The sequence below is a fragment of the Comamonas aquatica NBRC 14918 genome (assembly GCF_000739875.1).
Classification (GTDB): domain Bacteria; phylum Pseudomonadota; class Gammaproteobacteria; order Burkholderiales; family Burkholderiaceae_C; genus Comamonas; species Comamonas aquatica.
Genome location: NZ_BBJR01000043.1, coordinates 54,611 through 79,259, shown reverse-complemented (window position 1 = coordinate 79,259; position 24,649 = coordinate 54,611). Strand labels below are relative to the sequence as shown.

Here is a 24,649-nt window from a genome sequence, read left to right as displayed (position 1 = left end):
TACAGCGCACCCATGAAAAAAGCGCCCGAAGGCGCTTGGTGGGACTGAGGGGGCAGGTGGCCACTCAGGCGGCTTGGCTGCTTTGGCGGATTTGCATCCACTTGCCAACGGCAACGACCAGCAGGGCGCCGGCGGCGGCTGCCGCGTAGTGCAGCCAGGGGTGGGCCAGGGTGTAGCCATGCAGCAGGTTGTCGTTGACGATGGTCTCTCCACCGACCCAGCCGATCAGGGCGGCGCCCAGGGTGATGATCACGGGGAAGCGCTCCATCAGCTTGATCATCAGGGTGGAGCCGAAGATCACCAGCGGGATGGAAATGGCCAGGCCGAGCACCAGCAGCACCATGTTGCCCTGGGCGGTGGCGGCGACGGCGATCACGTTGTCCAGGCTCATGACCAGGTCGGCGATCAGGATGGTACGGATGGCGGCCACCATGGAGCCATGGCCCTTGGCTTCGCCTTCTTCGTCTTCATCGCCGGTCAGCAGCTGGTAGCCGATCCACAGCAGCAGCACGCCGCCGATGACCTGCAGGAACGACAGCTCCAGCAGCTTGGCGGCCACGATGGTCAGCACGATGCGCAGCACCACGGCGGCGCCGGAGCCGAACATGATGGCTTTTTTCTGCTGGGCGGGGGGCAGCGAGCGGGCGGCCAGGGCGATGACGACGGCGTTGTCGCCGGAGAGGATGATGTTGATCCAGACGATCTTCACCAGGCCGATCCAGAAGTCGGCGCTATTGAGAAACTCCATTTTTACTCCACTGTTATGAATTGAAAACGCCAGCCTGCGTGCGCAGACCGGCGTTTCTTGTTGGGAGTGGGCAGTTTACGCCCGGGGGGGAGGCGTGGCGTGCGTAGTTTTGCGTAACCGCAGGTGCGGGGGGCATCGCCAAATCCATGGGGGCATCACGCGCCTTCCGCACGCTGTGGGTGTGCAGCCAGGCCAGTGTGTGCCGGCCGCGGCCAGCCTTTCCTGCAGGGCAAGGTACGACCAGAGCCTGTCGGTGGCCTGCGCACCGCACAAAAAAAGCCGCCCCGACAGGATCGGGGCGGCTTGGGGTCAGCAGGGCGCGCTGGGGCTTACTTCTTCAGCAGGCCTTGCAGCAGGCGGCCCATTTCGGAAGGATTGCGGGTGATGGTGAAGCCGCACTCTTCCATGATGGCCAGCTTGGCGTCGGCCGTGTCGGCGCCGCCAGAGATCAGCGCACCGGCGTGGCCCATGCGCTTGCCGGGAGGGGCGGTCACGCCAGCGATGAAGCCGACCACGGGCTTCTTCATATTGGCTTTGCACCACATGGCGGCTTCGGCTTCGTCGGGACCGCCGATTTCGCCGATCATGATCACGGCGTCGGTGTCAGGATCGTCGTTGAAGGCGCGCATCACGTCGATGTGCTTCAGGCCGTTGATGGGGTCACCACCGATGCCGACGGCCGACGACTGGCCAATGCCCAGTTCGGTCAGCTGGGCCACGGCTTCGTAGGTCAGCGTGCCGGAGCGCGAGACCACGCCGATGCGGCCCTTCTTGTGGATGTGACCGGGCATGATGCCGATTTTGATTTCGTCGGGCGTGATCAGGCCGGGGCAGTTGGGGCCCAGCAGCAGGGTCTTCTTGCCGCCGGCGGCTTCCTTGGCCTTCATCTTGTTGCGCACTTCCAGCATGTCGCGCACAGGGATGCCTTCGGTGATGCAGATGGCCAGGTCCAGGTCGGCTTCGACGGCTTCCCAGATGGCAGCGGCCGCGCCTGCTGGGGGCACGTAGATCACGGACACGGTGGCGCCGGTTTCCTTGGCAGCGTCCTTGACGGAACCGAAGATCGGGATGTCAAAAATGCGCTCGCCGGCCTTCTTGGGGTTCACACCGGCCACGAAGCAGTTCTTGCCGTTCGCGTATTCCTGGCACTTTTCGGTGTGGAACTGACCGGTCTTGCCGGTAATGCCCTGGGTGATGACCTTGGTGTCTTTGTTGATAAAGATCGACATGTTTTTATCTCCGGGGGCGTTTACTTGACGGCAGCAACGATCTTGGTGGCGGCTTCGGCCATGGTGTCGGCCGAGATGATGGGCAGACCGGAATCAGCCAGGATCTGCTTGCCCAGCTGTTCGTTGGTGCCCTTCATGCGCACGACCAGTGGCACGCTCAGGTTCACGGCCTTGCAGGCGGTGACCACGCCGTTGGCGATGGTGTCGCACTTCATGATGCCGCCGAAGATGTTGACCAAGATGCCCTTGACTTCAGGGTTCTTGAGCATGATCTTGAAGGCTTCGGTGACCTTCTCGGCCGTGGCGCCACCGCCCACGTCCAGGAAGTTGGCGGGCTCGCCGCCGAACAGCTTGATGGTGTCCATGGTGGCCATGGCCAAACCGGCGCCGTTCACCAAGCAGCCGATGTTGCCTTCCAGGGAGATGTAGGCCAGGTCGAACTTGGAAGCTTCGATTTCGGCAGCGTCTTCTTCGTCCAGATCGCGGAAGGCCACGATTTCAGGGTGACGGAACAGCGCGTTGGGGTCGAAGTTGAACTTGGCGTCCAGGGCCATCAGGTCGCCCTTGGAGTCGCAGTTCAGGGGGTTGATTTCCACCAGCGACGCGTCGGTGTCCATGTAGCACTTGTAGATCTTGGCGAAGATGTCTACGGCTTGGTCGATGGACTTGCCTTCCAGACCGATGGCAGCTGCCACCTTGCGCGATTGCGCTTCGGTGATGCCGGTCAGGGGATCGATCATCTCGGTGATGATCTTTTCGGGGGTGGAGTGGGCCACTTCCTCGATGTCCATGCCGCCTTCGCTGGAAGCGATCAGGGCCACCTTCTGGGTCGCGCGGTCGGTGACCAGCGACACATACAGTTCGTTCTTGATGTCGGCGCCGTCTTCGATGTACAGGCGACGGACCTTCTGGCCTTCGGGGCCGGTCTGGTGCGTGATCAGCTGCATGCCGAGGATTTGCTCGGCCAGCTTTTGCACATCTTCGATGGACTTGGCCACCTTGACGCCGCCGCCTTTACCGCGGCCGCCGGCATGGATCTGCGCCTTCACCACCCACACGGGGCCGCCAAGCTTTTGCGCTGCCTCTACAGCTTCCTGGACGGTGAATGCCGGAATGCCACGGGGGACTGGCACGCCGAATTGACGCAAGATTTCCTTGCCTTGGTATTCATGAATCTTCATGAGTTTTGTCTCTCTGAAACGGAGGGGAAATGCCCGTTTTCCTGCTGCCTAAACATGCGGAGCCGGGCTCGTATGACATGGCAATCGAAGAATGTACCATGGTGCAGTGCAACCAAAAAGTGCTTTGTCAAGCGTGATCTACGTATTTATGTACGTAGGTTAATACGTAGAAAACCTGTGCGGCTAGCGCAATTGCGCGCCATTTGCCGATGAGTGCGCGCACACCGCGAATGCAGTGGACAATCGGCGTTTTTCAGCAGATGGCGCCGCGGCATGTGGCCCAGACACAGATATGCGCCAGAGGGCGCGGGAGCGTTGAGATGTCCAAAGTCTTTATTGATGGCGAAGCCGGCACCACGGGTCTGCAGATTCGTGACCGCTTGCAGGGTATGGCTGGCGTGGAGCTGGTCAGCATTGCGCCCGAGCTGCGCAAGGACCCCGCCGCCAAGCGCGCGCTGATCGCCGGCGTGGATCTGGTGATCCTGTGCCTGCACGACGATGCCGCGCGCGAGACGGCGGCCATGGTGGACGGCATCACCGCCGAGACCGGCCGCGCCATCAAGATCATCGATGCCTCGACCGCGCACCGCGTGGCCCCGGGCTGGGTCTATGGCTTCCCCGAACTGTGCGCCGGCCAGCTGGACGTCGTGAAGACCGCCACCCGCGTGTCCAACCCCGGCTGCTACGCCACGGGCGCGATCGCGCTGCTGCGCCCGCTGGTGGATGCGGGCCTGATTCCAGCGGACTACGGCCTGAGCCTGCCCTCTGTGTCCGGCTACAGCGGCGGTGGCCGCAGCATGATCGAGGCCTATGAGGCGGGTGGCGCTGCACCCTACGAAGCCTACGCGCTGGGCCTGTCGCACAAGCACATCCCCGAAATCCTGCAGTACACCGGCCTGACCCGCCGCCCCGTGTTCATCCCTGCCGTGGGCAACTACGCGCAGGGCATGCTGGTGCAGCTGCCCCTGCACCTGGACCTGCTGCCCGGCGCGCCCAAGGCCGCCGACCTGCACGATGCCCTGGCCAGCCACTACGCCCAGACCAACGCGCCCGCGCAGTGGGTCAAGGTGCTGCCGCCCACGGAGGACCACAAGCTGGCCGCTGACACGCTGGCCGGCACCAACCAGCTGGAGTTGCGCGTGTTCGCCAACGAGCAGTACCGCCAGGCCGTGCTGATTGCCCGCCTGGACAACCTGGGCAAGGGCGCCAGCGGCGCGGCCGTGCAGAACCTGCAGCTGATGCTGGGGCTCTGAGCGGGTCGTTGTGCCCTGCACACCAGCGGCCTGCGGGCCGCTTTTTTGCACCCGGTGCCTTGGCATCTGTATAGCGGCTGGCGCAGCACTGGCGAGGGCTGCAGGTAGTTATCGACCTGAAACCTTTGTTGAACCTGCGCAAACTGCTCCTTTTCTTGATTCATCCATGTCTGCACCGTCTGCCCGTTCTGCCGAAATCCGCCGTGCCACCCTGATCGGCCTGGTGGCCGTGCTGTGCTGGAGCGGCACCGTCGGCCTGATGCGCTCGGTGTCCGAAGCCCTGGGCGCCTTGGGCGGCGCGGCCGTGCTGTTCAGCGTCAGCACCGCCTTCGTGCTGCTGGTCCGCGGCCTGCCCACGCGCGCCCAGTTGCGCAGCGTCTCGCGCGTGTACCTGGTGGCCTGCGGCCTGCTGTTTGCCTGCTACGAGATCAGTCTGTCCGTGGCCATCGGCCTGGCGCACGGCCGCCAGCAGGCCATGGAGCTGGGCATGATCAACTACCTCTGGCCCAGCCTGACCATCGTGCTGGCCGTGCTGTGCCGCCAGCAGGCCGCCCGCTGGTGGCTGTGGCCCGGCGCCGCGCTGTGCCTGTGGGGCCTGGGCCTGGTGATGGGCGATGGCGCCCCGGCGGGCGATGCCCCCGGCTGGCAGAGCCTGGTGGCGCACATGGCGGCCAACCCCCTGGCCTATGCCCTGGCCTTTGGCGCGGCGCTGATGTGGCCCGCGTACTCGGTGCTGTCGCGCGTGCATGGTGGCGGCTTCAACGGGGTCGGGCTGTTCCTGCTGTTCACCTCCGGCCTGCTGTGGGCGCAGTGGCTGGCCCTGCCGACTGTGCCCATGCAGTGGAGCTGGGGCGTCGCCGCCCAGGTGCTGGCCGTGGGCGGCTGCACGGCCCTGGCCTACAGCTGCTGGGAGCATGGCATCCAGCGCGGCAACCTGGCGGTGCTGGCCGCGGGCTCGTACTTCACGCCGGTGCTGTCGGCGCTGTGGGCCAGCGTCTGGCTGGCGGTGCGGCCCGGGCTGCCGTTCTGGCAGGGCGTGGTGCTGGTCACGCTGGGCTCCCTGGTCTGCTGGGGCGCCACGCGCGGGCGTTGATCCCGCGCAGCCCCGGTCGTTTGCCCGGCGGCCTGCGCTGCTCTAAGCTGCGGGCTCCTTCTTCCCTTGCTTTGGATCCCCTGGTTTATGGATTGGAATGCCACCAGCCTAGCCCTGCTGACCGCCCTGGGCGTCGGGCTCATGATCGGTGTGGTGCGCGAGCGCACCCAGCCCCCCCACCTGCTGCCGGCCGGCACGCGCACGCACGCGTTGGTGGCCTTGCTGGGCTGCATCACCTGGCTGCTGGGGCCCTGGGTGTTCATCGCGGCGCTGCTGGCGCTGGCGGCGCTGACCCTGGCCGCCTACCTGCAGTCGGCCCACGAGGACCCCGGGCTCACCGGCGAGGTGGCCCTGCTGCTGGCGGCCGTGCTGGGCGCCCTGGCCGCGCACGAGGCGGCACTGTCCGGCGCCCTGGGGGTGCTGGTGGCCATCCTGCTGCAGGCCAAGGCGCCGCTGCAAAAGATCAGCCGCGAATGGATCAGTGAGCGGGAGATCCAGGATGCCCTGCTGCTGGGCGCGGCGGCACTGGTGGTGATGCCGCTGCTGCCGCGCGAGCCGATTGACCCCTGGGGCGCCATCCGCCCCATGCTGGTCTGGCGCATCGTGGTGCTGGTGATGGCGGTGGGGGTGTTCGGCCATTTCGCGCAGCGCATCCTGGGTGCGCGCTGGGGGTTGGCCATCGCCGGCTTCTTCTCGGGCTTTGCCTCGTCCACCGCCGCGGTCAGCAGCCTGGGGCAGCAGGCGCGCGCCGATGCCGCCCTGGTCGTGCCCAGCGCGGCGGCGGCGCTGCTGGCCAACCTGGCCTCGCTGCTGCTGTTCGTGGCGGTGGTGGCGGCGGTGTCACCCAGCTTGCTGCAGGCCACGCTGTGGAGCTGGGTGGCGGCCGTGCTGGGCTTGCTGGCGGCGATTGCCGCGCTGTGGTGGCTGGGCGGGGTGACGGCGCCGGCGGTGCAGGCCCCGCAGGAAGACCGGGCCTTCAAGCTCTCGCATGCCTTGCTGATTGCCGGCTTGATCGCCGGCGTCTCCTTGCTGGCGGCGTGGCTGGAGCAACTGTTCGGCCACACCGGGGCCCTGGCTGCGGCGGCCATGGTGGCGCTGGCGGAGGTGCAGGCCGCGGCCGCGGGCGTGGCCCAACTGGTGGCCAAGGGCGGCATGCCGCTGGAGGTGGGGCGCTGGGGCACGCTGGCCGTGCTGGGCGCCAGCTGCGTCAGCAAGGGCGCGTTGGCGTTCGTGGTCGGTGGGGTGCGCTACGGGGTGCTGGTGGCGCTGGGCCTGCTGGCGATGCTGGCCGGGGGTGTGTTGGGCCTGTGGGCCAGCGGCGCGGGCGCCTAGGCCCTACCGTTGGTGGAAGGGCCGTGGTGTCTGGCCACGGCGCCGGTGGCTGGCACTGGCTCAGCCTTCCTCGCCGTCCGGGGACTGGCCGCGCAAGACCTTGTTGACCACGTCACCGCCAAAGCCGCGGCTGGCCAGAAAACGCATCTGCTTCAGGCGCTCCTGCGGCGTGGCCGCCACGGTGCCGAACTTGCGCTGCCAGACGTCCCAGGCGCGGGCGTGTTCCGTGTCCTTGAGCTGCTCGGCCGCCGCGCGCACGGTGGCATCGTCCAGGCCTTTGCTGCGCAGCTCGTGCAGCACGCGGGCATTGCCCAGCTTGCCGCTGCGCCGGTACAGCACGGACTGGGCCACGCGCTCGGGGCTGATGAAGCCCTTGGCCTCCAGCGCATCCAGCACGGCGGCCAGGTCGTCGCCGTCTTCCACGTGCGGGGCCAGCTTGCGTTCCAGCTCCAGGCGCGCGTGTTCGCGCTGGCCCAGCAGCTTGAGGGCGCGGCCGGTGAGCGAGAGTTTGTCGAATCCCATGGTGTGAAAGTCTCAAAAAAATAGCTGCCAGCGCTTGCTAGATCAGCGCTGGCAGCCATTTTGTTGACCTATGTGATCAACCGATCACGCCGTCTTCATCGGCCACGGCCTTGTCGGCCTTCTTGCCCTTGGCGGGCTTGGCGGCTGCTTCGCCTTCGGCCACGGGGATCAGGCTGATGCCCAGGCTCTCGCGCACCTTGTTCTCGATTTCCACGGCCAGCGCGGGGTTTTCCTTCAGGAACTCGCGGGCGTTGTCACGGCCCTGGCCGATCTTCTCGCCGTTGTAGGCATACCAGGCGCCGGACTTTTCCAGCAGCTTGGCTTCCACGGCCATGTCCAGGATCTCGCCCTCGCGGCTGATGCCTTCGCCGAACAGGATGTCGAACTCGGCCGTCTTGAACGGGGGCGACACCTTGTTCTTCACCACCTTGACCTTGGTCTCGTTGCCGATGGCGTTGTCGCCCTTCTTGATGGTGCCGGTGCGGCGGATGTCCAGGCGCACCGAGGCGTAGAACTTCAGCGCATTGCCGCCGGTGGTGGTTTCGGGCGAGCCGAACATCACGCCGATCTTCATGCGGATCTGGTTGATGAAGATGACCGTGCAGTTGGTCTTCTTGATGGTCGCGGTCAGCTTGCGCAGCGCCTGGCTCATCAGGCGGGCCTGCAGGCCGGGCAGCTGGTCGCCCATTTCGCCTTCGATTTCGGCCTTGGGCACCAGGGCTGCGACCGAGTCGACGACGATCAGGTCCACGGCGCCGGAGCGCACCAGGCTGTCGACGATTTCCAGGGCCTGCTCGCCGGTGTCGGGCTGGCTGATCAGCACCTCGTTCAGGTTCACGCCCAGCTTCTGGGCATAGCTGGTGTCCAGCGCGTGCTCGGCGTCGATGAAGGCGCAGGTGCCGCCCAGCTTCTGCATTTCGGCCACGACCTGCAGGGTCAGCGTGGTCTTGCCGGACGACTCGGGGCCGTAGATCTCGATCACACGACCGCGGGGCAGGCCGCCCACGCCCAGGGCCACGTCCAGGCCCAGCGAGCCGGTGGACACGACCTGGATGTCCTCCACGGCCTCGCCTTCGCCCAGCTTCATGATGGTGCCCTTGCCAAACTGCTTTTCGATCTGGGCCAGGGCGGCGGCCAGGGCCTTGGCTTTTTCGCTGTTGGCGTCGGTGTTGCGGGCGATGGCGTTCATGGCGGTTTCCTTGCAAAAAGACAGAGAGGGGTGGAAGTTGGCACCCCTGTGCATGTTCACAGGCTGGATGCTTGAACAGTAGTGTAGGTGCTTTCTGAAAAATATATAGTCAGTTTGTTTGACGTTTCTAAAAACTGACCATGTCGAAGAATGTGACCTCCTCGCTGCCCGATGAAGCCTGGCGCCACCTGCACCTGGGGCGCTTGCTGGGCCATGCCCAGCGCAAGTTCGATGCGCGCGTGCGCAGCCTGATGGCGCAGGACGACGAGACGCCGCTGGCCCTGTCCAACCTGGCGGCGCGCGACAAGGTGGGCGCGGCGCACATCCACATCACGCGGCACCTGTCGCTGCAGGGCGACCGCATCACCGACCTGGCCGAGCGCGCCGGCATGAGCAAGCAGGCCATGCTGGACCTGGTGGACCAGTGCGAGGCCTGGGGCCTGGTCACGCGCCAGGCCGACCCGCACGACCGCCGGGCCAAGCGCGTGGTCTACACCGAGGCCGGGCGCGAGTGGCACTGGGCCTTCCAGCGCGCCGTGCAGCAGGCCGAGGCCGAGTTCGTCGAGTCCGTCGGTCAGGAGGTGGCCACCGTGGTGCGCCTGGGGCTGGACGCCTATGGCAGCGAGGCCGGCGACCTGGCCTAGCGCGGGTGGCTTGACGTAGGTCAAGACGGCCGGGCTGCTGCACTGCAGCACCCGCGTAAACACCTGTAGGGCGCCTGCAGTGCGGCTCCTAGAATGGCCCGATGGACGGCGCAGGGAGTGCCGTTGGTGACAAGGCAGGCACGACGCCGCAGCCCGTGGCAGCAGATCGCGGCGCGGCAAGGAGACGAAGCGATGCGCATCCTGATAGCAGAAGATGACCAAGTGCTGGCCGACGGCCTGCTGCGCAGCCTGCGCGGTGCCGGGGCGGTGGTGGACCACGTGGCCAGCGGGACCGAGGCGGACACGGCCCTGGTCACCAACCACCATTTTGATTTGCTGATCCTGGACCTGGGCCTGCCGCGCATGCACGGGCTGGAAGTGCTCAAGCGCATGCGCGGGCGCGGCGATGCGCTGCCGGTGCTGATCCTCACCGCTGCCGACAGCGTGGAGGAGCGCGTGCAGGGCCTGGACTTCGGGGCCGATGACTACATGGCCAAACCCTTTGCGCTGTCCGAGCTGGAGGCGCGCGTGCGTGCGCTGACGCGCCGTGGCATGGGCGGGGCCAGCAGCACCATCAAGCACGGGCCGCTGGTCTACGACCAGTCCGGGCGGGTGGCCACCATCGACGGCAAGATGGTGGAGCTGAGCGCGCGCGAGCTGGGCCTGCTGGAGGTGCTGCTGCAGCGCGCCGGGCGCCTGGTCAGCAAGGACCAGCTGGTCGAGCGCCTGTGCGAGTGGGGCGAGGAGGTGAGCAACAATGCCATCGAGGTCTACATCCACCGCCTGCGCAAGAAGATCGAACGCGGGCCGATCCGCATCGCCACGGTGCGCGGCCTGGGCTATTGCCTGGAGAAAATCACCGAATAGTCGATAGCTGTCGGCGCTTGCTGCATCGGCGCTGGAGGCTGAAAACACCCACATTCCAGGTCGCAGCCCGTGAAAATCTTCCAGCGCGAGCAGCGCTCCCTGTTTGGTGAAATCCTGGACTGGATGCTCACCCCCTTGCTGCTGCTGTGGCCGGTGAGCCTGGTGCTGACCTGGCTGGTGGCGCAGTCGCTGGCCAACAAGCCCTTCGACCGCGCGCTGGAGTACAACGTCCACGCCCTGGCCCAGCTGATCATGGTCGAGGACGACGGGCGCATCCAGTTCAACCTGCCGCTGCCGGCCACCGAAATCCTGCGCGCCGACGAGTCGGACATGGTGTTCTACCAGGTGCTGAACAACAAGGGCGAGCACCTGTCGGGCGACCGCGACTTTCCCGCTGCGCACCCGCGCTACGAGGTGCCGGCCGGCGAGGTCGTGCTGCGCGACGACGAACTGCGCGGCGTGGACATCCGCGTGGCCGCGATGTGGGTGCGCCTGCCCCTGGTGGGCGACGACGAACTGGCCCTGGTGCAGGTGGCCGAGACCCGCGAAAAGCGCAGCGTGCTGGCGGCCGAAATCATCAAGGGCGTGATGCTGCCGCAGTTCGTCATCCTGCCGCTGGCCGTGCTGCTGGTGTGGCTGGCGTTGGCGCGCGGCATCAAGCCGCTGCACCGGCTGGAAGAGCGCATCCGGGCGCGCAAGCCCGAGGACCTGTCGCCGCTGAACCACCGTGGCGTGCCCATGGAGGTGGTGCCGCTGGTGGATGCGGTGAACGACCTGCTGCGCCGCCTCAACGAATCGCTGGCCACGCAAAAGCGCTTCCTGGCCGATGCGGCACACCAACTCAAGACGCCGCTGGCCGGCCTGCGCATGCAGGCCGACCTGGCGCAGCGCGATGGCAACAGCACCGAGGAGCTCAAGCGCTCGCTGGAGCAGATCGGCCGCTCCAGCATCCGCGCCACCCACACCGTGAACCAGCTGCTGTCGCTGGCGCGGGCCGAGGCCGCCGGGGCCGGCCTGCAGCGCGCGCCCTGCGACCTGGCGCAGCTGGTGATCGAGGTGGTGCAGGAGCTGCTGCCCCTGGCCATGGACCGGCATGTGGACATGGGCTACGAGGGCGCCGATCCGGGCAGTGCCGGCGTCTGGCTGCACGGCAATGCCACCTTGCTCAAGGAACTGGTGCGCAACCTGCTGACGAACGCCATCCACTACAGCCCGTCCAGCGCCGAGCAGCCGGCGGTGGTGACGGCGCGCGTGCTGCCCGACCCGCTGGCGCGCATGGTGCTGCTGCAGGTGGAGGACACCGGCCCGGGCGTGCCGCCCGAGGAGCGCGAGCTGGTGTTCCAGCCGTTTTACCGCGCCCTGGGCACGGGCGCCGACGGCTCGGGCCTGGGCCTGCCCATCGTGCAGGAGATCGCCCGCCAGCATGGCGCCGAGGTGGTGCTGGACGACGCCCAGCCACAGCGCCAGCCGTGCGGCGCCTTGTTCAGCGTGCGCTTTCCGGCATTGCGCAAAGCGCCTGTTTTCGAAGCTGAAAACGATTGACCGGCAAGGGCCAAGCCCTGTTTTACGTGAAGTCCGAGCCGCTGCCGCGCAGCTTGGTGCGGCTTTTCTGCTGGGCGGCCAGGCTGGTGGTGGTCGGCTCCCTGTACGGGCGTGCCTGGGTCAGCAGCCAGTTGCGGAAGGCCACCAGTGGTGCGATGTTGGCGCGCGATTCGGGATAGCACAGCCAGTAGCCCAGGTTGCTGACCAGCCCGTGTTCGGGTAGGGGCTCGCTGACCAGGCCGGCGGCAATCTTGTCTTCCACCAGGCAGCGCGGCACCAGGGCCACGCCCATGCCGGCCATGACGGCCTGGATGATGGTCTGAAACTGGTCGAACTGCAGCCCGGCCAGCGGGTCCAGGTTCTCTACGTCCCAGGCGTGGGTCCAGGTCAGCCAGGCGTGCGGAATCGTCAGGTGGCGCAGGCGCGTGTACTGGGCCACGTCGTGCGGGCTGCGGATGGGCGGGCCGCCAAAGCTGGCCGGCGGCGCGATCAGGGCCACATCCTGGCCGTCGAGGTAGTGCGCACGGGCGCCAGGCCAGTGGCCTTCGCCGAACAGGATGGAGCAGTCCAGGTTGGGGCTTTCGAGGTCGTAGCTGTAGGGCACGAAGTGCAGTGTCACCTGGGGGTGCTGCTGCTGGAACTGCGGCAGGCGCGGGATCAGCCAGGTGGCGCCGAACGTGGGCAGGCTGGACAGGTGCAGGGCGCCGCCGCCGTCGGTGCTGGTGATCAACTCCAGCGTGGCCGATTCCAGTTGCGACAGCAGCGCGCGCACGGCTTTTTCATAGCGCTCGCCCGCCGGCGTCAGCGTCAGGCGTTTGCGGCTGCGCTCGAACAGGTCCACGCCCACCCATTTCTCCAGCTCCTGGATCTGTTTGCTGACGGCGCTCTGCGTCAGGTGCAGGGCCTCGGCTGCGCGCGAGACGCCGCCGAACCGCGCGACCGTGGAGAAGGCACGCAGCAGGTGGATGGGGGGCGTGAGCCGGCGGAGGGGCAATAAGCTGGTGGACATGTGAATGCATTCCTTGTGGGAATAATAACAATAGGAGTATTTGTTTGGTCACAACCCGGATTTACCCTAACCTTATGTGCTGGTCTTATAGATAACCCGCTTTCTCGACATAGGAGCCCACACGATGCAACGTCGTCACTTCATCTCCGCTGTTGCCGCCGCTGCAGCAGTGTCTGTCTCCGGCATGGCTGTGGCCCAGGATACGCGCCCTCTGCGCATCATCGTGCCTTTCCCTGCCGGTGGCTCGACCGACATGGTGCCCCGTAACCTGCAGGACGTCCTGGGCAAGCTGCTGGGTCAGCCCGTGATCGTGGAAAACAAGGCCGGTGCCGGCGGCTCCATCGGCATGGCCGAAGTGGCCCGCGCCACCGACGGTCTGACTTTCGGCATCGCCACCCTGTCGACCCACGGCGTGAACCCCGCCGTCTACACCAAGCTGCCCTACAACGCGATCGAAGATTTCGTCGGCGTGACCGAGATCGTGAAGGCCCCGGGCGTCATCGTGATCAACCCCAAGCTGATTCCTGCCAAGAATTTTGCCGAACTGGTGGCCTACCTGAAGGCCAACCCTGGCAAGGTGAGCTACGCCACCCCCGGCAACGGCACCATCGGCCACATGTGGGGCGCGCAGTTCATCAAGGCCACGGGTGTGGACATGCTGCACATCCCCTACCGCGGTGCGGGCCCTGCCATCAACGACGTGCTGGGCGGCCAGGTGCCGGTGTACTTCGACCAGGTGGCATCGTCGCTGCCCCACATCCAGGGCGGCAAGCTGCGCGCGATCGCCGTGTCCTGGAACGAACGTCTGGCCGTGCTGCCCGATGTGCCCACCTACAAGGAAGCTGGTCACCCTGAGCTAAACGATCCTTCGTGGTTCGGTCTGGTCGCCCCCAAGAGCACCCCGGCCGAGACCGTGGCCCGCGTGCAGAAGGCCGTGGCCGAAGCCCTGAAGGACCCCGCTGTGAAGAAGCGCATGGATGCCCAGGGCATGTACATCTCGGGCACGTCCAGCGCCGATTTCACCAAGCAGATCGCCAGCGAAGTCGCCAAGATGAAGAGCGTGGCCGCCTCGGCCAACATCAGCGTGAACTGATCCGGTTCGCCGGTCTCCCGCTCACCCGCAGTGCCCAGCGCCTGCGGGTTTTTTCATGCCCGGCGTAGCCGTGGGGCATGGCACGCAGCTTGCATACCAGTTGACCTCCAAGGCGCGCCGTCGCGCCGGTTTTGATGGTTTGAAAGGTCTGTCTGATGCAACGACGCACATGGTTTGCTTCCCTCTCCGCCGCGGTGCTGGCCGCCAGCCTGCCCCTGGGCGCGACCGCCCAGGAATCGGGCGCGCTGCGCATTGTGGTGCCCTTCCCACCGGGCGGGGCCACCGACATGGTGCCGCGCAACATGCAGGATGTACTGTCCCGCCTGCTGGGCCAGCCCGTGGTGATTGAAAACAAGGCCGGCGCCGGCGGCTCCATCGGCATGACCGAGGTGGCGCGTGCCACCGATGGACTGACCTTTGGTGTGGCCACCCTGTCCACGCACGGGGTGAACCCCGCCGTCTACAAGAAGCTGCCCTACGACGCGGTCAAGGACTTCGTCGGGGTGACGGAAGTGGTCAAGGCGCCGGGCGTCATCGTGATCAACCCGTCCATCATTCCGGTCAAGAACTTTGCCGAGCTGGTGGCCTACCTCAAGGCCCACCCCGGCAAGGTCAGCTATGCCACCCCGGGCAACGGCACCATCGGTCACATGTGGGGCGCGCAGTTCATCAAATCCACCGGCGTGGACATGGTCCACATCCCCTACCGTGGGGCCGGTCCGGCGGTCAATGACGTGCTGGGCGGCCAGGTGCCGGTGTACTTCGACCAGGTGGCGTCCTCGCTGCCCCACGTCAAGGCGGGCAAGTTGCGCGCGATCGCCGTGTCCTGGAACGAACGCCTGGCGGTGCTGCCCGATGTGCCCACCTACAAGGAGGTCGGCCACCCCGAGCTGAACGATCCTTCGTGGTTCGGTCTGGTTGCGCCCAAGAGCACGCCGCCCGAGCAGGTGGCCCGCGTGCAGAAGGCCGTGGCCGAGGCCCTGAAGGACCCCGCCGTGAAGCAACGCATGGATGCCCAGGGCCTGTTCGTGTCCGGCACCTCCAGTGCCGATTTCACCAAGCAGATCGCCAGCGAAGTCGCCAAGATGAAGGGCGTGGCGGCGGCCGCGGGCATCAGCATCGACTGAGCGCATACCGCGCCCAACTCACCACCACACGGCCCCGGCAACGGGGCCGTTTTTTGCAGGGCGCCGGCTTGTGGCGGGCGCTCAGTCGCCGCAGGGGCGCAGCGGCTTGGCCGCGAAGGCCGGGCGCAAGGCCTGCAGGCTGCTGCGCTGTGCGGGCGTCAGCTGTGCCAGGCGCAGGGTGTACAGCGTCTGTGCGGCGCGCTCCTGCACCACGCGGGCGCCACGCACGCCCTGGTTCAGCATGTTGGTCAGCTCGCGCGTGGCGGCTTCCTCGGTCGAGAAGCGGCCCAGGGACAGGCCGGGCTCCAGGCTGCCGCCCGCCCGGTCAAAACCGATCTTGCGCGCGCGCAACTCGGCCCGGCGCTTTTCCAGCGCCGTCTCGTTGGCGAACTTGCCGACGTAGACCATCCAGCGCCCCGCCACGGCGCTGGTCTGCCATTCCCAGCTGCTGGCGGGCAGCTCGCTCTGGCGCAGGGCCTGGCGCAGCCGGTTGGCCTGGGCTTCGTCCATGCTCTCGGTCTGCAGGCAGACCAGGGGTTCGGGCGCCGCGGCCGCTGCGGCCACGGGCGCGGTGGGTGCCGGCAGCGCCACGTCGGGCGCAGGGATGGCCGGTGTTGGGGCTGCGGGGGCGGCTTGGGGTGCAGGCGCAGGGGGCGCCGTGACGGTGGGCTCGCGCACCACGCTGAGCACGTCGGGCCGCACCTGGCGCGCCAGACGCTGGGGTTCGGACTGCACGGCCGGGGTCCAGCCCAGGGTCGCCATCCAGCCCTGGGTCCAGGCCAGGTAACCCGCATTGGCCAGCAGCAAGACAAGCAAGGCAAAACGCAACATGGCAGCAGCTCCGTGGGTTAGGGGCGGGCAGTGGGCAAGGCCATGTCGATCGGGCGCACGCTGACATCGCCGCTGATGACGGGGCGCAGTCCCTGGGGGGTGCGCAGCAACAGGCTGCCGTCGGCGGCAATGCCTTCGGCCACGCCCTGGCTGCCATCACTGAGGTGCACGCCCCGACCGCGCAGCACGTCGCGGTGTGCAAAGCGGTCCACGAATGGCGCCAGACCGTGGTCGGCGAACAGCAGCACGTCCTCCACCAGCCGTGGCAGCAATCGCTGCAGCGCCAGCGGGGCGCTCCAGCGCGGGTCCAGGTCCTGCAGGCAGGCGACCGGGGTGGGCAGGGCGTCGCTGCGGGACGGTGGCGGGCAGACGTTGATGCCGGTGCCGAGGATGACAAAGCGTGCCGGCCCGGGGCCGCTGCCATGGGCCGGGGCCAGTAGGTCGGCGGGCACGTTGGCGGTCTCGATCAGGGTGCCGGCCAGCTTGCGCCCGTCCCACAGCCACAGGTCGTTGGGCCACTTGACGCCGAGGCGCGGGGTGCTGGCGTCGGGCGCGGCCTGCAGCGACTCGGCAATGCTCAGTCCCACCACCAGGGACAGGCCGGACCAGTCGGCGGGCTGCAGCATCAGGCCCAGCGAATACATCAGGCAATCCCCGGGCTGGTTGATCCACTGGCGCCCCAGGCGTCCGCGGCCGGCGGTCTGCGATTCAGCGACCAGCACGATGGGATCGACCTGGCCGCTGCGCGCGCGGCGCATCAGCTCGGTGTTGGTGGAGTCGATCTCGGGCAGGACTTCGACCGTGAAGCCCGGCAGCCGCGGGGCGATCTCCAGCCACAGGTCTTCCGCGGGCCAGCGGGTCGGGGTGGTGCTCACGGGGTGGTTCCTTGCGCGGCGAAGTCCTCGGGCATGGGCGGGCGCCAGCCGCGCTTGGGCGCCAGCATGGTGCCGCGGCAGGTGGGGGCGCCGCACCAGCAGGCGTACTCGGCTTTGAGCTTGGGCGTGTAGCGCTCCTCGATGATCAGGCCGTAGTCGTAGTTCAGCTCTTCCCCGGCGGCAATGTTGCGCAGCGCCACGATGAAGATGCGCCCCCCGCGTTCGTCGGTGTAGCAGTTGGGCGCGCAGCTGTGGTTGATCCAGCGTGCCGAATTGCCGCCATGCGCCGCATCAATCACCACATCCTCGTCCACGTGGAAGTAGAAGGTGTGGTTGGGCTGGCTGGGGTCGTGCGGGTGGCGGCGCTGTGCCTCGTCCCAGCTGATGACCTCGCCCCGGTACTCGATGATGGTTTCGCCGGCCGCAATGTCCTGCACGGCGAACACGCCCCTGCCATGGACGCCGGAGCGGCGCGCCTGGATGCGCTTGCCGTGAGATGGGGGATTGGCAGTGCTGGGCATTGGAATCTCTGATAACTTAAATAGGCACACATGCGCACATGCGCGCACATGTGCATGCGCACGCACGCGTGCGTGAAGATGGATTGTAGAAGCGGTGGCTGCCCGGCGTGGCGGCCACCGCTGCAAAAAGACGAGAGCACTCAATGACAAAGACCTTGGTGATAGCGGAAAAACCGTCGGTGGCACAGGACATCGTGCGGGCCCTCACGCCCGCCTACGGCAAGTTTGACAAGCACGAGGACCATTTCGAGAACGAGCAGTTCGTGGTCACCAGTGCCGTGGGCCACCTGGTGGAGATCCAGGCGCCCGAGGAGTTCGACGTCAAACGCGGCAAATGGAGTTTTGCCAACCTGCCGGTGATCCCCCCGCGCTTCGACCTCAAGCCCGTGGACAAGACCAAGAGCCGCCTGAATGCCGTGGTCAAGCAGGCCAAGCGCAAGGATGTGACGCAGCTGATCAACGCCTGTGACGCGGGCCGCGAAGGGGAGCTGATCTTCCGCCTGATCGAGCAGTACGCCGGCGGCGCCAAGGGCGGCCTGGGCAAGCCCATCCAGCGCCTGTGGCTGCAGTCGATGACCCCGCAGGCCATCCGCGAAGGCTTCGAGAAGCTGCGCAGCGAGCAGCAGATGCAGGGCCTGGCCGATGCGGCGCGCAGCCGCTCTGAGGCCGACTGGCTGGTGGGCATCAACGGCACGCGTGCCATGACGGCCTTCAACTCGCGCGATGGCGGCTTCTTCCTGACCACCGTGGGCCGCGTGCAGACGCCGACGCTGTCGCTGGTGGTGGACCGCGAGGACAAGATCCGCAAGTTCGTCAGCCGTGACTACTGGGAAGTGCACGGCACCTTCGACGCCCAGGCCGGCCAGTACCTGGGCAAGTGGTTCAACCCCCAGTGGAAGAAAACCGAAGACGCCGAGGCCAAGGCCGACCGTGTGTGGAGCGCTGCCGAAGCGCAAGCGATTGCCGCAGCGGTCAAAGGCAAGCCCGCCACCGTCACGGAAGAGAGCAAGCCCACCACCCAGGCCTCGCCCCTGCTGTTCGACCTGACCAGCCTGCAGCGCGAGGCCAACGGCAAGTTCGGCTTCTCGGCCAAGACCACGCTGGCGCTGGCGCAAAGCCTGTACGAGCGCCACAAGGCCCTGACCTACCCGCGTACCGATTCGCGCGCCCTGCCCGAGGATTACGTGCCCGTGGCCAAGCAGACCTTCGAGATGCTGGCGGCCAGCGGCATGCGCCACCTGGAGCCGTTCGCCCAGCAGGCCATCGGCGCGGGCTATGTGCGGCCCAGCAAGCGTATCTTCGACAACAGCAAGGTGTCGGACCACTTTGCCATCATCCCCACCACCCAGGCCCCATCGGGCCTAAGCGAGGCCGAACAGAAGCTCTACGACCTGGTGGTGCGCCGCTTCATGGCCGTGTTCTTCCCCAGCGCCGAATACCAAGTCACCACGCGCATCAGCAAGGTGGAGCAGCACAGCTTCAAGACCGAGGGCAAGGTGCTGGTCAAACCCGGCTGGCTGGCCATCTACGGCAAGGAAGCCGCCAACGAGGTGGAGGATGCCAAGGAAGGCGACAAGGGCCAGCCCCTGGTGGCGGTGCAGCCCGGCGAGCAGCCGCGCACCAGCGATGCCCAGTCCAAGGGCCTGAAGACCAAGCCGCCCGCGCGCTACTCCGAAGCCACGCTGCTGGGCGCCATGGAAAGCGCCGGCAAGCAGATCGACGACGAAGAGCTGCGCAGCGCTATGCAGGAAAAAGGCCTGGGCACGCCCGCCACGCGCGCGGCCATCATCGAAGGCCTGCTGACCGAGAAGTACATGCTGCGCGAAGGCCGCGAGCTGATCCCCACGGCCAAGGCCTTCCAGCTGATGACGCTGCTGCGTGGCCTGGAGGTGGACGAGCTGTGCCGCGCCGACCTGACCGGCGAGTGGGAGTACAAGCTGTCGCAGATGGAAAAGGGTGCGCTGTCGCGCGCCGCCTTCATGCAGGAAATCGCCGCCATGACCGAGCGCATGGTGAAGAAGGCCAAGGAATACGACCGCGACACCATCCCCGGGGACTACGCGACGCTGGCCACGCCCTGCCCGAACTGCGGCGGCATCGTCAAGGAAAACTACCGCCGCTACGCCTGCACCGGCGTGCACGGCACCAGCGAGGGCTGTGGCTTCTCCTTCACCAAGTCGCCCGCGGGCCGCACCTTCGAGACCGCCGAGGCCGAGCAGCTGCTGCGCGACCGCCGCATCGGCCCGCTGGAGGGCTTCCGCTCCAAGGCCGGCTGGCCCTTCGTGGCCGAGGTCGGCATCGTGCGCGATGAGGAGGCTGGCAACTTCAAGCTGGAGTTCGACTTCGGCGACGACAAGGACGAGGAGTCCGGCGAGATCGTCGACTTCAGCCACCAGCACAGCCTGGGCGCCTGCCCCAAGTGCGGCGCGCCTGTGTTCGAGCATGGCGCCAACTATGTCTGCGCCAAGGCCGTGCCCACGCCGCAGCAGGCCGTGCCCAGCTGCGACTTCAAGAGCGGCCAGATCATCCTGCAGCAGCCCATCGAGCGCGAGCAGATGGGCAAGCTGCTGGCCACCGGCAAGACCGACCTGCTGGAGAAGTTCGTCTCCAACCGCACGCGCCGCGCCTTCAAGGCCTTCCTGGTCTGGGACAAGGAAGCGGGCAAGGTGAACTTCGAGTTCGAGCAGCGCGAGTCCAAGTACCCGGCGCGCAAGACCGCGGCAGCAAAAACAGGAGCTGCTAGCGCAGCCAGGACGAGCGCTGCAGCCAAAAAAGCACCCGCTGCCAAGAAGGCCCCTGCGGCCAAGAAGACCGCGGCGCGCAAGCCCGCGGCCGCCAACTACCGGCCCGATGCCGCGCTGGCCGCCGTGATCGGCGATGGCGCCGTGGCGCGCACCGAGGTGGTCAAGAAGGTCTGGGACTACGTCAAGGCCCACAACCTGCAAGACCCCCAGGACAAGCGCGTCATCGTGGCCGATGCCAAGCTGCTGCCCGTGTTCGGCAAGGACCGCATCAACATGTTCGAGCTGACCGGCATCGTGGGCCAGCACCTGGTGAACCAGGGCGAGGCCTGAGCCCCTGCGGGCAGGCCGCGCGCCGGCACCCGTTGCCGGGCACGCAGGCGGTGTGTCGCCTGGGTTCATGGCCCGGACATACGCTGCTGGCAGCATGGCCTGTCCCGTGGCGGCATCTGCCGCCCGCCCTGGATGTTTGCCTCAAGGAGTCGTTCCCATGGACCTGGCCACCGCCCCCGCACCGCTGACGCGCAGCATCGCCCTGCAAGGTACGACCAACTTCCGCGATCTGGGCGGCTACCTGGGGGCCGACGGGCGTGCCGTGCGCTGGCGCAGGCTGTTCCGCTCGGACCATCTGGCGGGGCTGAGTCCGGCCGATCTGCAGACCCTGCAGGCCCTGGGCGTGGTGCGCGCCGTGGATTTCCGTGGTGAGCAGGAGCGTGCCAACCAGGGCTATGTCTGGCCGTTTCTGGACCAGCAAGTGCTGGGCATCGAGCCCACCGTGGTGCAGCGTGCCCTGGCCCTGGTGCAGCAGGGCCACCGCCTGACCGCCGACGAAACCGTGGGCCTGATGCAGGACACCTACCGCAGCTTCGTCATCGACAACGCCGACCGCTTTGCCCACCTGTTCCGCCTGCTGCAGGACAGCGACCAGCCGCTGGTGTTCCACTGCACCGCCGGCAAGGATCGCACCGGCTGGGCCGCTGCGCTGATCCTGCTGGCGCTGGGCGTGTCGCGCGAGGCGGTGCGCGAGGACTACCTGCTGACCAACCAGCTCTACCGCCGTCCGGCCGAGCTGGCGGCCAAGGCCGCGCAGTCCGTGCCGCAGGACATCCTGGACGTGCTGTGGCGCGTGCAGATGCCGTTTCTGGACAGCGCCTTCGTGCTGGCCGAGCAGCACGCCGGCAGCATGGACCGCTACCTGGCCGAGGTGCTGGGCGTGGACGCCGCGGCCCGCCAGCGCCTGGCCCAGCGTTACCTGGAAGGCTGAGCGGCGCGCGACAGCACCCCGCTGCGGCTTGCGCTAAACTTCACAAAATTAAGAGCGCCAAGCGCAGGATGGATCAGCGTTTACTGCTGTTTTGATACAAATTGAGGCTGCGGCTGCCCGCGCTGTCCGGGCTGGCTGCGGTCTTGCAACCGAGCCCGCCATGTCCCGCCGCCATTTTTTGTTGGCCGTTGCCGCCGCCACGACTTTGACCCTCAGCGCCTGCTCCCAGGCCGTGCCCACCAAGATCAGCGTCAGCCAGGCCCAGCTCGAGCAGGGCCTGCTGCAGCAATTCCCCAAGCGCTTCCCCGTCGCCGGCCTGCTGCAGCTGGAAATGCAGCGCCCCGCCCTGCAGCTGCTGCCGGCCAGCAACCAGTTGCAGACGCACCTGCCCGTGCAACTGTCCGGCCCCGCCCTGCGCCAGAGCTATGCCGGCCGCATGGAGGTGCGCTTTGCCCTGCGCTACGAGCCCCAGGACCGCACCGTGCGTGCGCACCGCGTGGAGGTGCTGAGCCTGCAGTTCGACGGCGCCGATCCCGCCGTGGCCGACATGGTCTCCACCTATGGCCCGCGCCTGGCCTCGCAGGCGCTGGAGGCCTTTGCGCTGTACCACGTCAAGCCCGAGGAGCTGCAGCTGGCCGACAGCCTGGGCCTGCAGCCCGGCGCCATCACCGTGACCCCGCAGGGGCTGGACGTGGCCATCGTCGCCAAGGACGCGGCGGCCAAGCCCTGAGGCCCTTGCCCGCAGGCGCCGCGGTGTTGTTGCCGGCGCCGCTACCATCGGACGACTCGGGGCCGCCATGGTGGCCGGCCCATGGACGGAGGTACGACTTGATGCAGCAATCCCACGCACACCCCATCGGCGGCAAGTGGCCGGCCCAGTTCCCGCAGCGCCTGCAGCTGTATTCGCTGCCCACACCGAATGGCATCAAGGTCTCGGTGATGCTGGAAGAGGTGGGTCTGCCCTACGAAGCCCACCGCGTGGACATCCAGGCCGGCGACCAGTTCACACCCGAATTCCTGGCGCTCAACCCCAACAACAAGATCCCCGCCATCTGGGACCCGAACGGCCCGGGCGGCCAGCCGCTGGGCCTGTTCGAATCCGGCGCCATCCTGGTCTATCTGGCCGAAAAAACCGGTCAGCTCCTGCCCCAGGACCCTGCGCGGCGCTATGAAGCCCTGCAGTGGCTGATGTGGCAGATGGGCGGTGCCGGTCCCATGTTCGGCCAGGTGGGCTTCTTCTGGCGCTATGGCGGCAAGGACTTCGAGGACAAGCGCCCGCTGCAGCGCTATGTGACCGAGGCCAAGCGCCTGCTGGGGGTGCTGGATGCGCGCCTGCAGGGCCGCGACTGGATCCTGGGCACCGACTACACGATCGCCGACATCGCCGTGCTGCCCTGGGTGCGCTGCCTGTCGGTGAACTACGAGGCCGATGCCCTGCTGGGCCTGGCCGACTACGCCAACGTGCAGCGCGTGTTGCAGGCCTGGCTGGCGCGCCCCGCCGTGCAGCGCGGCCTGTGCGTGCCTGCTGCCGCGGCGGCCTGAGCACGGCGCGCAAGGGGCCCGCTGCGCACGGGCAGGGGTGAGGCTGCGCACCCCGCGCACCCGCTGCGGGCCGTGGCCCTGCGCTTGTCCGCTGGGACGTTGGCGGTGCCTGCGCTGCCACCGTCTTGCTGCTGGAACGCTCTGTTGCAGTGGCAGGGCTTGGAGCGGGCGGCCCGCGCCCTTATCTTCGGAGCATGTGCAACGCCGCAGTGTTGCCCGTCCGCAGGGGACGGGGATGGCGGCACCCAGCAGGAGCGACGGCCATGTCCGCATCCCCCATCCTTCAACGCCTGCCTCTGGGCAATCAGTGGCCGTGCATCGACCCCTTTCTGTTCTGCGCCCACCACAACGACGCCTACCCCGCCGGGGACGGCGCCCTGGGCGTGCAGGCCGTCGAGCTGGAAGACCGCCCCATGGGCAGCGACTTCAGCGGCAAGGACGGCTTTTCCATGTACCACGGCGACCATGTGCCGGGCTTCCCGGGCCACCCCCACCGCGGCTTTGAAACCGTGACCCTGGTGCGCGAAGGCCTGATTGACCATGCCGATTCGCTGGGCGCGGCCGCGCGTTTTGGCGGCGGCGACGTGCAGTGGGTGACGGCCGGCGCCGGCATCATGCACTCGGAGATGTTTCCGCTGCTGCACACCGACCGCTCCAACCCGCTGGAGCTGTTCCAGATCTGGCTGAACCTGCCGGCCAGCCAGAAGATGGTCCCGCCCCACTTCACCATGCTGTGGAACGAGCGCATCCCGCGCCTGCAGCACACCGATGCCGCCGGGCGCCAGACCACGGTGACCGTGGTCGCCGGTGCCCTGGCAGGGGCGGGGGCACCGTTGCCCCCGCCGCCCGAATCCTGGGCCTCCCAGGCCGAGGCCGACGTCGCCATCTGGACCCTCCGCCTGCAGCCCGGCGCCCGCTGGACCCTGCCCCGGGCCGCAGGGGCGGCCACCCGCCGCATGCTGTACTGGTTTGTGGGCGATGCCCTGCAGCTGGAGGGCGAGGACCTGGGCGCGCACGCCGCGCTGCAGGTGGAGGCCGGGCGCGACCTGGCCCTGGTCAACACCGGGGACGAGGTGGCCGAGCTGCTCTTGCTGCAGGGCCGCCCGCTGGGTGAACCCGTGGTGCAGTACGGCCCCTTCGTGATGAACACGCAGCAGCAGATCATGCAGGCCATGCAGGACTTCCGCCGCACGCAGTTCGGGGGCTGGCCCTGGGACAGCCAGGCCCCGGTGCACGGCGCCACGCCGCGCCGTTTTGCGCGCCATCCGGGGCAGACCGCGGACGAAGTGCCCGCATCCGCCTGACGTGATGCCCACCCGGTGCCTGCAGGGCAGGCGGGCGATGGTGGACAATGCAGCGCATTCCAACCGTGGCGGCCTGGCCGCCACTTTTTTGTGGCAACGCACATGAACATCACCCAAGACACGGCGGTCACGCTGAACTACAAGATCCACGAACTGCTGCAGGGCGGCATCGCCGGCGCCTTGCTGGACAAGGGCGACGTGGCCTACCTGCACGGTGGCTACGACAACCTGTTTGCCAAGGTCGAGGCCGCGCTGGACGGCAAGGCCGTGGGCGAGTCGCTGACCGTGGACCTGAGCGTGGACGAGGCCTTCGGCCCCCACGACCCCAGCCTGCAGCGCACCATCCCCAAGGGCGAATTCCCCGCGGGCGTGAAGGTGGGCGGCCAGCTGCGCGGCACCAACGACCAGGGCCTGCCCCAGATCTACAACGTGGTGAAGATCAAGGGCCCCGTGGTCCAGCTGGACGGCAACCACCCCCTGGCCGGCAAGGCGCTGCGCTTCAGCTGCAAGATCACCGAAGTGCGTGCCGCCTCGGAAGAGGAAGTAGCGCACCGCCACGTGCACGGCGGCCACGGCCACCACCATTGAGCCCGCTGCACCCCGCAGGAAGAACCGCCGTCAGGCGGTTTTTTTATGGTGTTTTCTCGAAAAACAGGAGCGCTTGGCGCAGGCAGGGCAAGGGCTGGATGCCGAAAAGGCTTGAAAAGTATGGATCCCGCCGTGCAGCGGGCTGGCTGGGGCC

Annotated in this window: 23 protein-coding genes; 14 read left to right on the top strand and 9 right to left on the bottom strand. The window is 67.5% G+C overall.

Translation table 11 applies throughout. The features are described from left to right. Positions 1–64: 64 nt before the first annotated feature. The 3 genes from CA2_RS09730 to sucC all read right to left on the bottom strand — a co-directional run bounded on the left by CA2_RS09730 (position 65) and on the right by sucC (position 3,158). On the bottom strand, positions 65–748 hold the full coding sequence (locus tag CA2_RS09730) for a TerC family protein (protein ID WP_042415994.1): 684 nt from the start codon (positions 746–748) through the stop codon (positions 65–67). Between the two features lie 329 nt (positions 749–1,077). Beyond that, positions 1,078–1,977 (bottom strand): succinate--CoA ligase subunit alpha, encoded by a 900-nt coding sequence (gene sucD, locus CA2_RS09725; protein WP_042415991.1) that lies wholly within the window; start codon positions 1,975–1,977, stop codon positions 1,078–1,080. A 20-nt stretch (positions 1,978–1,997) separates the two neighbouring features. After that, positions 1,998–3,158 (bottom strand): ADP-forming succinate--CoA ligase subunit beta, encoded by a 1,161-nt coding sequence (sucC, locus tag CA2_RS09720; protein ID WP_042415987.1) that lies wholly within the window; start codon positions 3,156–3,158, stop codon positions 1,998–2,000. Between the two features lie 320 nt (positions 3,159–3,478). On the opposite strand from sucC, the gene argC reads away from it, so the two are divergent. The 3 genes from argC (at position 3,479) to CA2_RS09705 (ending at position 6,836) form a co-directional block, all read left to right on the top strand. Beyond that, positions 3,479–4,411, top strand: coding sequence for an N-acetyl-gamma-glutamyl-phosphate reductase (gene argC / locus CA2_RS09715; RefSeq protein WP_042415984.1), 933 nt, complete (start codon positions 3,479–3,481; stop codon positions 4,409–4,411). A gap of 166 nt (positions 4,412–4,577) precedes the next feature. Further along, the gene (gene yddG, locus CA2_RS09710) at positions 4,578–5,504 is read left to right on the top strand and encodes an aromatic amino acid DMT transporter YddG (protein ID WP_042415981.1); all 927 of its coding nucleotides are present in this window, start codon (positions 4,578–4,580) and stop codon (positions 5,502–5,504) included. Between the two features lie 87 nt (positions 5,505–5,591). Then, positions 5,592–6,836, top strand: a complete 1,245-nt coding sequence (locus CA2_RS09705) for an MgtC/SapB family protein (RefSeq protein WP_042415978.1) — start codon at positions 5,592–5,594, stop codon at positions 6,834–6,836. A gap of 60 nt (positions 6,837–6,896) precedes the next feature. On the opposite strand, the gene recX is transcribed toward CA2_RS09705, so the two are convergent. Together recX and recA are read right to left on the bottom strand one after the other, a co-directional pair. Continuing rightward, a complete protein-coding gene (recX, locus tag CA2_RS09700; protein ID WP_042415975.1) occupies positions 6,897–7,358 on the bottom strand; it encodes a recombination regulator RecX in 462 nt (153 codons plus the stop codon). Between the two features lie 76 nt (positions 7,359–7,434). Continuing rightward, positions 7,435–8,547, bottom strand: coding sequence for a recombinase RecA (recA, locus tag CA2_RS09695; protein ID WP_042415972.1), 1,113 nt, complete (start codon positions 8,545–8,547; stop codon positions 7,435–7,437). Between the two features lie 140 nt (positions 8,548–8,687). Between recA and CA2_RS09690 the strand changes: the two genes are divergently transcribed. The 3 genes from CA2_RS09690 to CA2_RS09680 all read left to right on the top strand — a co-directional run bounded on the left by CA2_RS09690 (position 8,688) and on the right by CA2_RS09680 (position 11,600). Then, on the top strand, positions 8,688–9,191 hold the full coding sequence (locus CA2_RS09690; RefSeq protein WP_042415969.1) for a MarR family winged helix-turn-helix transcriptional regulator: 504 nt from the start codon (positions 8,688–8,690) through the stop codon (positions 9,189–9,191). Positions 9,192–9,383: 192 nt separating this feature from the next. Beyond that, positions 9,384–10,058, top strand: a complete 675-nt coding sequence (locus tag CA2_RS09685) for a response regulator (protein WP_042415966.1) — start codon at positions 9,384–9,386, stop codon at positions 10,056–10,058. Between the two features lie 69 nt (positions 10,059–10,127). Beyond that, entirely contained in the window at positions 10,128–11,600 is a 1,473-nt protein-coding gene (locus tag CA2_RS09680) for a sensor histidine kinase N-terminal domain-containing protein (protein WP_042415963.1), read from the top strand. A gap of 22 nt (positions 11,601–11,622) precedes the next feature. Here CA2_RS09680 and CA2_RS09675 read toward each other — a convergent pair whose 3' ends face one another. Then, entirely contained in the window at positions 11,623–12,594 is a 972-nt protein-coding gene (locus CA2_RS09675; RefSeq protein ID WP_081770609.1) for a LysR substrate-binding domain-containing protein, read from the bottom strand. A gap of 139 nt (positions 12,595–12,733) precedes the next feature. Between CA2_RS09675 and CA2_RS09670 the strand changes: the two genes are divergently transcribed. Both CA2_RS09670 and CA2_RS09665 read left to right on the top strand, forming a co-directional pair. Next, positions 12,734–13,702, top strand: a complete 969-nt coding sequence (locus tag CA2_RS09670) for a tripartite tricarboxylate transporter substrate binding protein BugE (protein WP_042415960.1) — start codon at positions 12,734–12,736, stop codon at positions 13,700–13,702. Between the two features lie 155 nt (positions 13,703–13,857). After that, on the top strand, positions 13,858–14,829 hold the full coding sequence (locus tag CA2_RS09665) for a Bug family tripartite tricarboxylate transporter substrate binding protein (RefSeq protein ID WP_042415956.1): 972 nt from the start codon (positions 13,858–13,860) through the stop codon (positions 14,827–14,829). An 81-nt stretch (positions 14,830–14,910) separates the two neighbouring features. On the opposite strand, the gene CA2_RS09660 is transcribed toward CA2_RS09665, so the two are convergent. The 3 genes from CA2_RS09660 to CA2_RS09650 are packed head-to-tail and all read right to left on the bottom strand — an operon-like array spanning position 14,911 to position 17,056. Continuing rightward, positions 14,911–15,660 carry an SPOR domain-containing protein gene (locus tag CA2_RS09660; RefSeq protein WP_042415954.1) on the bottom strand — a complete coding sequence of 250 codons (750 nt, stop codon included), beginning with the start codon at positions 15,658–15,660 and terminating at the stop codon, positions 14,911–14,913. 17 nt (positions 15,661–15,677) lie between these two features. After that, on the bottom strand, positions 15,678–16,535 hold the full coding sequence (locus CA2_RS09655) for a biotin--[acetyl-CoA-carboxylase] ligase (protein WP_042415950.1): 858 nt from the start codon (positions 16,533–16,535) through the stop codon (positions 15,678–15,680). Then, positions 16,532–17,056, bottom strand: coding sequence for an SET domain-containing protein (locus CA2_RS09650; protein ID WP_042415947.1), 525 nt, complete (start codon positions 17,054–17,056; stop codon positions 16,532–16,534). The genes CA2_RS09655 and CA2_RS09650 overlap by 4 nt, the downstream gene beginning before the upstream one ends. Before the next feature lie 143 nt (positions 17,057–17,199). On the opposite strand from CA2_RS09650, the gene CA2_RS09645 reads away from it, so the two are divergent. From CA2_RS09645 to CA2_RS09620, 6 genes are all read left to right on the top strand, one after another. Beyond that, complete coding sequence (locus tag CA2_RS09645) at positions 17,200–20,130, top strand: DNA topoisomerase III (protein ID WP_042415945.1); 2,931 nt, start codon at positions 17,200–17,202, stop codon at positions 20,128–20,130. 157 nt (positions 20,131–20,287) lie between these two features. Continuing rightward, positions 20,288–21,061 carry a tyrosine-protein phosphatase gene (locus CA2_RS09640; RefSeq protein ID WP_042415941.1) on the top strand — a complete coding sequence of 258 codons (774 nt, stop codon included), beginning with the start codon at positions 20,288–20,290 and terminating at the stop codon, positions 21,059–21,061. Between the two features lie 160 nt (positions 21,062–21,221). Further along, positions 21,222–21,791: a DUF1439 domain-containing protein gene (locus CA2_RS09635; RefSeq protein ID WP_042415939.1), complete on the top strand. Its 570-nt coding sequence runs from the start codon at positions 21,222–21,224 to the stop codon at positions 21,789–21,791. 101 nt (positions 21,792–21,892) lie between these two features. Further along, complete coding sequence (locus tag CA2_RS09630; RefSeq protein ID WP_042415936.1) at positions 21,893–22,603, top strand: glutathione S-transferase N-terminal domain-containing protein; 711 nt, start codon at positions 21,893–21,895, stop codon at positions 22,601–22,603. Positions 22,604–22,866: 263 nt separating this feature from the next. Continuing rightward, complete coding sequence (locus CA2_RS09625; RefSeq protein WP_042415933.1) at positions 22,867–23,907, top strand: pirin family protein; 1,041 nt, start codon at positions 22,867–22,869, stop codon at positions 23,905–23,907. 102 nt (positions 23,908–24,009) lie between these two features. After that, the gene (locus CA2_RS09620; protein WP_042415931.1) at positions 24,010–24,495 is read left to right on the top strand and encodes an FKBP-type peptidyl-prolyl cis-trans isomerase; all 486 of its coding nucleotides are present in this window, start codon (positions 24,010–24,012) and stop codon (positions 24,493–24,495) included. The last annotated feature ends 154 nt before the right edge of the window (positions 24,496–24,649 follow it).